The following is a 10,847-nucleotide window of genomic DNA, read 5'->3' on the forward strand; positions in this document are numbered from 1 at the left end:
CTCGTACGGCTCCCCGACCAGCTCCGGCTCCGCCGTCTCCCCCGCCCCCGTCCGCTTCGCCACCAAGATCGCCGTCCTGCTGCGCGACGACCTGGCGGTCTGGCAGCGGCTGAACGTGACGTCGTTCCTGGTCAGCGGGATCGGACGGGCGGTGCCGGAGCTGGTCGGGGAGCCGTACGAGGACGCGGACGGAACGCCGTACCTGGCGATGTTCCGACAGCCCGTGCTGGTCTTCGAGGGCACGAAGGAGACCATGGCCGCCGCCCACGCCCGCGCCGTGGCGCGCGCGCTGCCGTGCGCCGTCTTCACCGCGGACATGTTCGCCACCGGCAACGACCGCGACAACCGGGCCGCGGTCCGGGCGGTGGGGCGGGCACAGCTCGACCTGGTCGGGATGGCCGTGCACGGGCCGCGCAACGCCGTCGACAAGATCCTCAAGGGGGCCAGGATGCACCCCTGACCAGGGCCCGCGCGAGCAGCTCGGCGCGGCGGCCCGGCGGGTCGGCCCGGCGGGTCGGCCCGGCGGGTCAGGGGCCGGCCGTGCCCCGGTGCTCGTAGACCGTGAGGGAGAGGGCCTTCATGGCCGCCTGGGCGCGCTCGGGGTCGGTGCCCTGGTCCAGGGCCTCCAGTGCGGCCGCCGCCGAGAGCCGGACGGCCAGGGGCAGTCCGTCGAACGCGGCGAGGCGGTAGGCGACCGTGCGGCGTGCCGCGCGCTCCTCCTCGCCGACCCCGCCCGGGGTCAGCGGGAAGACCGCGGCCTGGTACATCGCGATGCTCACCCGGACCGCGTCGGAGACCCCCTCGGTGTACCCGCCGGGCCGGCCCGCGGTCCCGCCCGCGGGCCGCAGGTGCGCGAGGACCTGGCGGCGGGCGAGCAGGGCACCGGCCCCCGCGCCCACTCCGGCCGCCGTGGCGGCGACCAGGGCGGGGGTCCGGCCGCCGGCGAGGAAGCCGAGGCAGGCGCCGACCAGCACCCCGCACGTCACCAGCACGAACGTGATCGCCAGATGGATGCGGCCGGCCACGGAGGGAACGAAGGCCATGCGACGACCGTAACCCACACGGGCGGCAGCCCACACGGGTGAGGCGCCTGATTACCGGCGGCGGTGGCGTGGAAGCGATGCCGTATGACCGAGAGCTCGAGCCCGCACATCGCCAGCCCGCGGGTCACCGTCCTGGCGGTGCAGCCCGGCGATCCGCCGTTCCGGATCGTCGAGATCGACGGGGAGGTGGTCGGGGCCGCCCGCGCCATGACGGACGTGATCCTGGCCGCGGCGGCTCTGGGGATCACCATCCACGACCTCGACGATCCGGACGCGGTCCGCTGGGTGGGTGGCGGAAAGTACACCTGGCACCCGCACTAGGCACGGCGGCTCCGCACCGGGCGCGGCGAGCAGGAGCACGGCGGCGGCGAGCGCGCCGACCGCCGTGCTCCTGCTCGCCGCGCCGCTCGCCCGGGCCGACCCGGCACCCGGGGCCGAGCCGCCCGGGCCGCCGCGGCTGACCGACGGGTTCGGACTCACCCAGGTGGCCCCGGTGACCGGCACCGCCACCAACTTCGTGATCACCGTCCGCACCCCCGAGGTCGCGGGCGAGCACCGGATCCGGATCCTGCTGCCCGCCGACTATGCGAGCAGCCCCGACCGCCGCTATCCGGTCTTCTACTTCCTGCACGGCGCGTCCAACGACCCCGGCAACCCCGCCCTGGCCTTCCCCGCCCTCCAGCGGACCCAGTCGATGATCACCGTCATCCCGGACGGCGGCCGCCGCGGCTGGTACACCAACTGGCTCGACCAGAACACCGCCGCCGGCGCGCAGAACTGGGAGAACTTCCACATCGGCCAGGTGCTCCCGTTCATCGACGCCAACCTGCGCACCCGCGCGGACCGGCCCGGCCGGGCCGTCGGCGGGCTCTCCATGGGCGGCTTCGGGGCCCTGCACTACGCCCAGCGCCACCCGGGCCTGTTCAGCCAGGTCGTCTCGCTCTCCGGGGCCAACGAGCTGTCGCGGGACCACGCCGTCACCCGTGCCGCGGTCGTCGCCACGCTCACCAACGCCGGTGCTGCCCTCTGCGACACCTCCGACCCCGAGTGCGGGCGCGGATTCGGGCCGACGGTGTCCAGTGACGCCGTGTTCGGCACGCCGTACCCGTTCTTCGACGCCGACTGGCGCTGGAACGCGGCCGATCCCGTGGCCCACATGGACAAGCTGGCCGGCACGGGCATCGCCCTGTACGCCGGGAACGGCAACGGCAACCCGTCCGACATGGAGTTCTGGGTCGAGTCCTCGACCCGGCACGCCAAGGAACGTCTGGACGCGCTCGGCCACCCCTCCCACTACGTGAACTACGGCGACGGCGCCGGCTGGGGCCCTTCGTGCACCGGCCGCCACGAGTACGGCTGCTGGGCGCAGGACCTCGTGGACTACGTGCCGCGCCTGGAAGCGGCGTTCGCCGCCGCCTCCTGACCTGACGACGAGAGGAAACCCACCGTGCACACCGACCGCACCCGACCCCCGTTACGCCGGCGCGCCCGCCGGCTGCGCGCCCTCGGCACCCTGCTGGCCGGCGGCGTCGCCCTGGGCCTCATGGCCGCCCCCGCGGCGACCGCCGCCCCGGCACCGGCCACGCCCGCCGCGGCCGCCGCACCCGCCGGCCCGTCCGCCGGCCCGTCTTCGCGGGCGGCCGCCGACAACGTGACCATCACCTCCGCGAGCAACGGCCGTCAGCTCGACGTGCAGAACGGCTCGCGCGGCGACGGGGCGTACATCGTCACCAACTCCGCCCCCGGCCACAGCCAGTCGTGGAGCCTGAGCGTCAACCCGGCGGACCTGACCTTCGCCATCGTCAACGACACCACCGGCAAGTGCATCGACGTGAGCTGGCCGGCCCTGCGCCAGCAGACCTGCCGCGGCCAGGACAGCCAGAAGTGGTACTTCCAGCCGGTGTCCGGCTCCCGGACCGTCTTCCTGATCCGCAACGCGAGCGACAACTCGTGCCTGGACCTGATCGCCGACGCCCAGTACGACGACGCGTGGACGGGGAAGTCGAACTGCCACGCCGGCGCCAACCAGCGCTGGACCACGACCGCCACGGCCGCCTACGAGCTCGCGGTGGACCACGGCGCGAAGGCCTGCCAGAAGGACACCTCCACCTGCAGTTGGGCCGTCAAGAGCGAGGCCCCGGCCGCCCCGCTGCCCAAGGTGTGCGCCTCGGCGGTCTGGTACAACAACTCCTCCTCCACGGTCACCCAGACCTTCTCGGTGACCCGGACCACCGGCTGGCAGAGCAGCCTCACCTCCTCCCTCTCCGCGGACCTCGCCGCCGGGGCGGCCCCCGCGCTGCAGACCCGGGTCTCCTCGACGCTGACGTTCACCAACACCTGGCACGGCTCGACCAGCGTCGGTGACGGCATCCAGGTGTCCGTCCCCGAGAAGCAGTACGGCTGGGTGACGCTGTCCGTGCTGGCCCGCAAGGTCACCGGCACGTGGACGTTCGACGCGCGCGGGCTGCCCTGGAAGGCCGAGGACACCGTGGTCGTCCCGGTCAAGGACGACCCGGCCGGCGGCGCCACCGTCTACATCGCCAACACCAGCCCCACCTTCACCTCCTGCGCCTGACCCCGCGCGGCGTGCCCGGGCCGGCCCCGGTCCTGCGACCGGGGCCGGCCCGACCGCCGTTGTCCGAGGCGTCCTCTAGGGTGATCCCCGGGGTGGCTCGTGCCGTACGGAGCCGCAAGGGTGTGGGGGGCGGCGGGAGTTGGTGGAGGCTCTGCACAGCGGTGACCCGCTGGAGATCGGCGGGTACCGACTGCTCGCGCGGCTCGGTGCGGGCGGCATGGGCGAGGTCTTCCTCGCCCGCACGGCGTCCGGGCGCCCCCTGGCACTGAAGACCGTGCACCGGGACCTGAGCCGGGAGCCGGGCTTCGCCGACCGGTTCGCCCGGGAGATCCGCACCAGCGACCGTGTGCGCTCCCCGTGGACCGTGTCCGTCGTGGACTTCAGCCCGCCCGGCGCGACACCGCAGTGGCTGGCCACCGAGTACGTGCCCGCGCCCTCGCTGGCCGACTGGGTCGGCCGGTACGGAACCCTGGAGGAGCCGGCGCTCACCGGCCTCGCCGGGGAGCTGTCGGCCGCGCTGGGCTCCGTACGGGCCGCCGGCGTGGTCCACCGCGACCTCAAGCCGGCCAATGTGCTGCTCGGCCGGGAGCGGCCGTTCCTCATCGACTTCGGCATCGCCCGGGCCGTCCTCGACCCGCGCCGGACGCGGACGGGCACGGTCGTCGGCACGCCCGGCTACCTCGCGCCGGAGCAGGCGACCGGGGCCGTCGCGGCGGCGCCGGCGGACGTGTTCTCGCTCGCCGCGGTGCTGGTCCACGCGGCGACCGGCCACAGCCCCTTCCTCGGCCCCGGTGAAGAGCTGGGGCTGCCGGCCCTGCTGTACCGGATCGTCCACGACGAGCCCCTGCTGGACGGGGTGCCGGCCGCGCTGCTGCCGCTGGTGCGCCAGTGCCTGGCCAAGGATCCGGCCGAGCGGCCGACGGCGGAGGAGCTCCGGGCGCGGCTGGGTGCGGCCGGGGACTGGGCCGCGGTGGTCCCCCGGGCCCTGGTGGCGGAGGCCGACCGCCGCGAGGCGGAGCTCCACGCCCTGCTCGCCCCACCCGCACCCTCCTCGGCGTCCGCACCGCCGCCGACGCCCACGGCGACGCCCTCGTCCCCGGGCATGGCTCCGGCCGCCGGCCCGGTCGCGGCCCCGGTCCCGCCCGTCCCGGCGTCCCCGCCCGCCACTCCTGCCGCTCCCGACGCTCCCGTCGCCCCCTTCGCGCCGGGCGCCACCACTCCCTCCGCTCCCCCGGCCGGCGCCTCCCGACGACGGACCCTGATCGGCGTGGCGGCCGGGGCCGCGGTGCTGGCGGCGGCCGTGACCGCGTCGGCGCTCCTGCCCGACGGTGGGGGCCCGGTCCACGGCAAGGGCGGGGGCGCCACGCCCCCCGCGGGCTCCACGACGCCGTCCCCGACCCCGTCGGGGTCGCCGGGGCTGCCGCAGTCCTGGGCGGGCACCTGGTCCGGCACCGGGCCGGGAACCCCGGACGCCGACGGCCTGACCCGTGCGCGGACCGGGGAGTTCTCGGTCACGGTGACCTTCCGCACGGGGGCGGTCGGCGAGCTCGTGGGGCGTCAGGTCAGCGAGGTGACGGAGACCTCCACCGGGCGCAACCTCGGCTGCACGGAGGCACTGGCCCTGAAGCAGATCAACCAGAACACCGCCGTCCTGTCCGCCGTCACCGGTCACCCCACCGACGCCTCGGCCACCTTCACCTGCCCGCAGAACAACCTCTACGTGGTCACCCTCCAGGGGTCCGACACCCTGACCCTGGAATCGGAAGGAGCCCAGTCGGCGGGCGCCCCCCGGACCCTGACCCGCCGCACGTCCTAGGCGTCCGGCCGGTCGGGAGGAGCGCCCGGGGGCGGGAGGAACCGCTAGAAGGCGTCGATGTCGAAGAAGTCCGGGAGGGCGTCCTCGGCGGCGCCGGAGACGCCCGGCAGGGTCTGTTCGGCCCAGATGACCTTGCCCTCGGGGATGTAGCGGACGCCCCAGCGCTGGCTGAGCTGGGCCACCAGGAACAGGCCGCGGCCGCCCTCGTCGGTCGTGGCGGCGTAGCGCAGGTGGGGCGAGGTGTTGCTGCCGTCGGAGACCTCGCAGGTGAGGGTGAGCGAGCGGATGACCCGGACCTTCACCGGGGCCGTGCCGTGCCGGATGGCGTTGGTGATCAGCTCGCTCAGGACGAGTTCGGTGGTGAAGGACAGGGCCTCCAGGCCCCACTCGTCGAGCTTCTTGCCCACCGCTGCCCGGACCTGGCCCACGGCGTTCGGCTCGAAGGGCACGTCCCACTCGGCGACCCGGTCCTCTCCCAGGGCCTGCGTACGGGCGACCAGCAGGGCGACGTCGTCGCGCGGGCGCGGCGGCAGCAGGGCGTCGAGGATGGCCCGGCAGCTCTCCTCGGGCGAGCGGTCCGGCCGGCTGAGGGCGGAGCGCAGCAGCTCGATGCCCTCGTCGATGTCCCGGGCCCGGTCCTCCACCATCCCGTCCGTGTACAGGACGAGCTGGCTGCCCTCCTCCAGGTCGAGTTCCGCGGTCTCGAACGGCATGCCGCCCAGTCCCAGCGGGGGCCCGGCGGGCAGGTCCATGATGTCCACGGTGCCGTCGGGGCGGACGACCAGCGGCGGCAGGTGGCCGGCCCGGGCCGCGGTGCAGCGCCGGGCGACCGGGTCGTAGACGGCGTAGATGCAGGTGGCGCCGAGCATGCCCGTGGTGGTCCCGGCCTCCCCCGCGCCCGGGTCGTCGGCGGCCTCCTCACCCGAGTGGTCGATGCTCTGGACGAGGTCGTCGAGGCGGGCGAGGAGCTCGTCGGGCGGCAGGTCCAGCGCCGAGAAGTTGTGCACGGCGGTGCGCAGCCGGCCCATGGTGGCGGCGGCGTGCAGCCCGTGGCCGACCACGTCGCCGACGACGAGGGCGACCCGGCTGCCCGGCAGCGGGATGACGTCGAACCAGTCCCCGCCCACGCCCGACTGGGCGGGCAGGTAGAAGTGCGCCACCTCCACGGCGCTCTGCTCGGGCAGGGCGCGGGGCAGCAGGCTGCGCTGGAGGGTGACGGCGAGGGCGTGCTCGCGGGTGAACCGGCGGGCGTTGTCGATGCTGACCGCGGCGCGGGCCGCGAGCTCCTCGGCGAGCGAGAGGTCGTCCTCGTCGTCGAAGGGCTCGGGCTTGCTGGAGCGCCAGAAGTTGACCACGCCGAGGGTGACCCCGCGGGCCCGCAGCGGCGCCGTGATCAGGGAGTGGATGCCGTAGTCGACGATGGCCCGGGCCCGCTCCGGGTCCTGGGCGTGCCAGCCGGGGGCGTTCGCGAGGTCGGGGACGACCTCGGCCTGGCCGGTGCCGATGCCGCGGGCCTGGGGGGTGGAGGGCAGGAAGTCGATCAGTTCGCCGCGGGGGTAGAGCGGGTGGTCCTTGCGGATGCCGCTGACGCCCGTCCGGCGCATCTCCTCGGCGGAGCCGGTGGGCTCGTCGCCGCGCAGGACGGCGTCGGCGAGGTCGACGGTGACGTAGTCGGCGAAGCGGGGCACGGCGACGTCCGCGAGCTCCTGGGAGGTGCGGACCACGTCCAGGCTGGTGCCGATGCCCATGCCGGCGTCGTAGAGCAGCTTGAGGCGGCGCCGGGCGACGTCGGCGCGGGCGGTGAGCAGCCGCATCTCGGTGGAGTCGCGGATGGTGACGGCCGTGCCGGGCTTTCCGTAGGGGTCGGTCGGCTGCTGGTTGACCACGAGCAGCCGGTCGCCCGTGACGTGGACCTCGTCGGTGGCCTCGCGGCCGGACAGCAGCAGCGCCGCCACGCGCGGGTCGAGGCCGGGCAGCTCGTCGATGTGCCGGCCCTCCGCGTCCGCGGGCAGGTCCAGCAGGCGTTTGGCCTCGTCGTTGGCGAGGAGCAACCGGCCGTCACCGCTGGTGATCAGCACGCCTTCGCGGACCGAATGCAGAACCGCGTCGTGGTGTTCGTACATCCGGGTCATCTCGGTGGGCCCGAGGCCGTGGGTCTGGCGCCGCAGCCGCCGGGTGATCAGGGCGGTGCCCGCGGTGGCCAGGGCCAGGGCGGCGGCGCTGGAGGCGAGGATGACGGGGAGCTGGCGGTCGAAGACCCCGCTGACGTTCTCCACGGTGAGACCGGCCGAGACCAGGCCCACCACCTTGCCGTTCGCGTCCTTGACGGGGACCACGGCCTGGATCTCGTTGCCGAGGGGGCCCTTGACGCTCTCGGTGTACACCTGGCCGGCGAGGGAGGGCTCGATGGTGCCGACGAAGCGTTTGCCGATGCGGTCGGGCTGCGGGTGGGTGTAGCGGATCCCCTTGGTGTCCATGACCACGATGAAGTCCACGCCGGCGCTGCGGCGGGTCTGCTCCGTGAGTGGCTGGAGGGTCTTGGAGGGATCGGCGCCCTTGAGCGTCTCCTGGAGCCCGAGGGAGTGGGCGAAGGTCTGCGCGACCGCGACCGAGCGGTTGCGGGCCTCCCGGTCGAGCTCGCTGCGGGACTGCAGGAGCAGGGCGAGGACGGCCGCGGCGGCGAGCAGGATCACGATCGCCACCTGCAGCACGAGCACCTGCCCGGCTACGCTGCGCGGCCGCTTTGCGGTCAGCCCCATTGAGCCTTTGTAACACCGTCCGGCGGCCGGTGGGGGGTACCCGGGAAGATCGATCCCCGCGCGGCGCACCACGACACCCGCGACGGGGGCCCCGGGAACGACTCCCGCGAGGGCTCCCGGGGGCGCTCCGTGGGCCCGTCGATCACGCTCCGAGACGGTCCCGGTATCCGTCACCGCACCGTCCGTGCCCCCGTCCGCACCCGCTCCCGCGGCGTGCGCGCACCCGCCGTCCGGGCGACCGCCGACCGGCGCAGTCGCCCCTCCCGCACGGGTCTGCTCCCGCCCGGTGACCGACCGCAGCCGGGCGGGCCACCGCCGCTACGACGACGCCGATCTCGCACGGCTCCAGCAGATCCTCCTCTCCCGCGAACTGGGCATCCCGCCGGCGCAGATCGCCGAGATCCTCACCGACCCGCAGGCCCACGAGCTGGGCACCTGCGGCCCCGGCTGCGACAACTCGGCGCAGACCGCTCCTGCTTGTCGGCCACCGCCGCTCCCCTCGGTCGGCACGTCACGGAGGCCACCGGGACACCGGGGCTCGACGCGTACCTCCAGCCCACCGCGCCGACCGGCGCGTTCGCCCCGACGGTGCTGGGCACCCGGTCGCTGGGCCGGTTCGGCAACCGCGCCGCCGGGCGGTTCGCCCTGCGCATGGCCGACCGGGTCTTCGGGCCGGCCGTGGCGCACCTGCGCGCCCGGCTGGACCTGCCTCCGCTGAGCGCCGTACGGATGCGCCGGCGGCAGGACGGGCCGGCCGGCCCGTCCTGCGCGGGTTCAGCACGTCCCCGGTGCCCCGCCCGTCCGACGGGCCGGCCGGGCTGGAGGTGACCGGCTCCTGGTGGCCGTACGTCGATCCGGCCCGGCGGCTGCCTGCCGAGCGGGAGGAGTTCCTGGCGGCGGGGCCGAAGCCGGTCCTCCTGGGCTTCGGCAGCATGGCCGCGGGGGACGGGGAGCGGGTCGGCGGGATCGCCGTGCGCGCGCTGCGGCGGCCCGGGCTGCGGGGCGTCCTGCAGGCGGGCGGTGCCGGGCTCGCCGCGCCGGCCGGGGACGACGTCCTGACCGTCGGCGACGTGCCGCACGCCCTGCTGTTCCCGCGGCCGGCCGCCGTCGTCCACCACGCCGGGGCGGGCACCGCGGCGGCGGCGCTGCGCGCCGGTCCCGTCGGTGACCGTTCCGGTGGCCGCGGACCAGCCGTCCCGGGCGGCGCGCCTGGCCGCGATCGGCGCGGCCCCGGCGCCGGTGCCGTTCCGCGAGCCGACGGCGCAGCGGCCGGCCGATGCGCTGGGGACCGTGGTGCGGCAGCCGCCGTACGCACGGGCCGCGGCGGCCGCGGCGCGGCACGTGGCGGTCGAGGACGGCGCACCCGCACCACACCCGCCGTACGCCGGCTGACGCGGTGAGGGGCCGGGCGTCGCCCCTGGGAGGGAACTTGCCGTGCCGAGGCGCGACGTGCGGGTGTGGTGCGGGTGCGCCGCGGTCGCGGGCCGCGACGATGCCCGGCATGACCTCCTTCGCTTCCCGTCTGCGCGGGTTCACCCGGCGCGCCCTGCCCGTCGTCCTCGCCGCCCAGCTCGCCCTGGTCCTGCCCGGGGCCGCCGCCCATGCCCTCCAGCCGGGCGCCGCCTGTGCCGTGGCCGTCGCCGACACCTGTGGCGGCTCGGTCGTGGTGGCCCCGCTCTCCGAGGACCCGCCGAGCGAAGGGCCGTGCACCAGCCCGGAGGCAGTGGTCTGTGCGATCCGCGCGGAGACGCCGGAGCAGCGCGAGGAGTCCCGCCGGATCCGGATGCAGTACCACGCGCTGCTCGGCGAGATGGACCGGACCGCGTGCCGGATGCGCCAGGACGGGCGTTCGGAGGAGGAGATCGCGCGGACGCTGGTGCAGATGCGCAACGACGCCAAGGACGTGACGCGGGCCGGCATGTCGCCCGAGGAGGTACGGCGGCTGGAGGAGCGGAACATGAAGAAGTACGGCAATCCGCTCGGCCCGACCGCCGACCAGCTGCACGCCAAGTACGGCTCCTGGCAGGAGGTCTCCGCCGCGGCGACCCGCAGCAACCAGCTCGTGGACCGCGAGCTGGGCCTGGAGTACCGCGCCTGCCCGTGCTCCCTGGACTGGGAGGAGGAGCCGGCCCTGACGACGGCCGCCTGACCCGCCCTGCCTCTCTGCCGCCCTACTCGACGCGGAAGACCGGGCCCCGGGGGGTGAAGGGCAGGGTGGCGCCCTGGGGGATCAGGAAGGCGTGTTCGCGGCGGATGCGCAAGGTGTCGCACCAGCCGTCGGTGATGACCAGGACCGGAGCGTGCGGAGGGAAGTCCTCCGCACGCAGCAGGAGGTCGACACCGGGCTGGAGGACGGTTCCGCCGCGGCCGCGGACCCGCACCCGGCCGGCGATCTCCTCCGGCGGGAGGTATCCGGCGTCATGGGGTGCCGCGTCGCAGTGGACGACCCGGGCGGCGGGTACGTCGCGGGCCCGGGCGTACGAGGCGATGGCGCCCAGCGCCTTGCCGAGCAGGGCGGGCCCCATGGAGCCGGAGGTGTCCAGGACCACGCCGAAGGTGCAGCGGGCCACCTCCTCGGGCGGGTACCAGCGGCCGGCGCGCGGGATGTCCGGGGTGGCGGCCTGGCGCCGGCCGCTGGTACCCGCCCGAGGAGG

Annotated in this window: 8 protein-coding genes and 3 pseudogenes; 8 read left to right on the forward strand and 3 right to left on the reverse strand. The window is 75.4% G+C overall.

From position 1 onward, the window contains the following. The first annotated feature begins 67 nt into the window (after positions 1 to 67). Positions 68 to 460: a DUF2000 domain-containing protein gene (locus EF918_RS26080; protein WP_125651123.1), complete on the forward strand. Its 393-nt coding sequence runs from the start codon at positions 68 to 70 to the stop codon at positions 458 to 460. A 67-nt stretch (positions 461 to 527) separates the two neighbouring features. Here EF918_RS26080 and EF918_RS26085 read toward each other — a convergent pair whose 3' ends face one another. Continuing rightward, on the reverse strand, positions 528 to 1,043 hold the full coding sequence (locus tag EF918_RS26085) for a hypothetical protein (RefSeq protein ID WP_125651109.1): 516 nt from the start codon (positions 1,041 to 1,043) through the stop codon (positions 528 to 530). An 84-nt stretch (positions 1,044 to 1,127) separates the two neighbouring features. On the opposite strand from EF918_RS26085, the gene EF918_RS26090 reads away from it, so the two are divergent. The 4 genes from EF918_RS26090 (at position 1,128) to EF918_RS26105 (ending at position 5,434) form a co-directional block, all read left to right on the forward strand. After that, entirely contained in the window at positions 1,128 to 1,364 is a 237-nt protein-coding gene (locus EF918_RS26090) for a hypothetical protein (protein ID WP_125651111.1), read from the forward strand. Between the two features lie 64 nt (positions 1,365 to 1,428). After that, complete coding sequence (locus tag EF918_RS26095; RefSeq protein ID WP_125651113.1) at positions 1,429 to 2,466, forward strand: alpha/beta hydrolase family protein; 1,038 nt, start codon at positions 1,429 to 1,431, stop codon at positions 2,464 to 2,466. A gap of 24 nt (positions 2,467 to 2,490) precedes the next feature. Continuing rightward, positions 2,491 to 3,618, forward strand: coding sequence for an RICIN domain-containing protein (locus tag EF918_RS26100; protein WP_125651115.1), 1,128 nt, complete (start codon positions 2,491 to 2,493; stop codon positions 3,616 to 3,618). A 142-nt stretch (positions 3,619 to 3,760) separates the two neighbouring features. Then, the gene (locus EF918_RS26105; RefSeq protein WP_125651117.1) at positions 3,761 to 5,434 is read left to right on the forward strand and encodes a serine/threonine-protein kinase; all 1,674 of its coding nucleotides are present in this window, start codon (positions 3,761 to 3,763) and stop codon (positions 5,432 to 5,434) included. A 44-nt stretch (positions 5,435 to 5,478) separates the two neighbouring features. On the opposite strand, the gene EF918_RS26110 is transcribed toward EF918_RS26105, so the two are convergent. Further along, positions 5,479 to 8,193 carry a SpoIIE family protein phosphatase gene (locus EF918_RS26110; RefSeq protein WP_125651119.1) on the reverse strand — a complete coding sequence of 905 codons (2,715 nt, stop codon included), beginning with the start codon at positions 8,191 to 8,193 and terminating at the stop codon, positions 5,479 to 5,481. A gap of 273 nt (positions 8,194 to 8,466) precedes the next feature. Here EF918_RS26110 and EF918_RS38540 point away from each other — a divergent pair. From EF918_RS38540 to EF918_RS26125, 3 genes and pseudogenes are all read left to right on the forward strand, one after another. Next, a pseudogene (locus EF918_RS38540) lies at positions 8,467 to 8,646 on the forward strand (MerR family transcriptional regulator); the annotation flags it as partial. A gap of 24 nt (positions 8,647 to 8,670) precedes the next feature. Continuing rightward, positions 8,671 to 9,593: pseudogene (locus EF918_RS26120) on the forward strand (nucleotide disphospho-sugar-binding domain-containing protein); the annotation flags it as partial. Positions 9,594 to 9,694: 101 nt separating this feature from the next. Beyond that, positions 9,695 to 10,342: a hypothetical protein gene (locus EF918_RS26125; protein WP_125651121.1), complete on the forward strand. Its 648-nt coding sequence runs from the start codon at positions 9,695 to 9,697 to the stop codon at positions 10,340 to 10,342. Positions 10,343 to 10,364: 22 nt separating this feature from the next. On the opposite strand, the pseudogene EF918_RS26130 reads toward EF918_RS26125, so the two are convergent. Next, positions 10,365 to 10,847, reverse strand: a pseudogene (locus EF918_RS26130) (hypothetical protein); the annotation flags it as partial.

The organism is Streptomyces sp. WAC06614 (assembly GCF_003949795.1).
GTDB lineage: Bacteria > Actinomycetota > Actinomycetes > Streptomycetales > Streptomycetaceae > Streptomyces.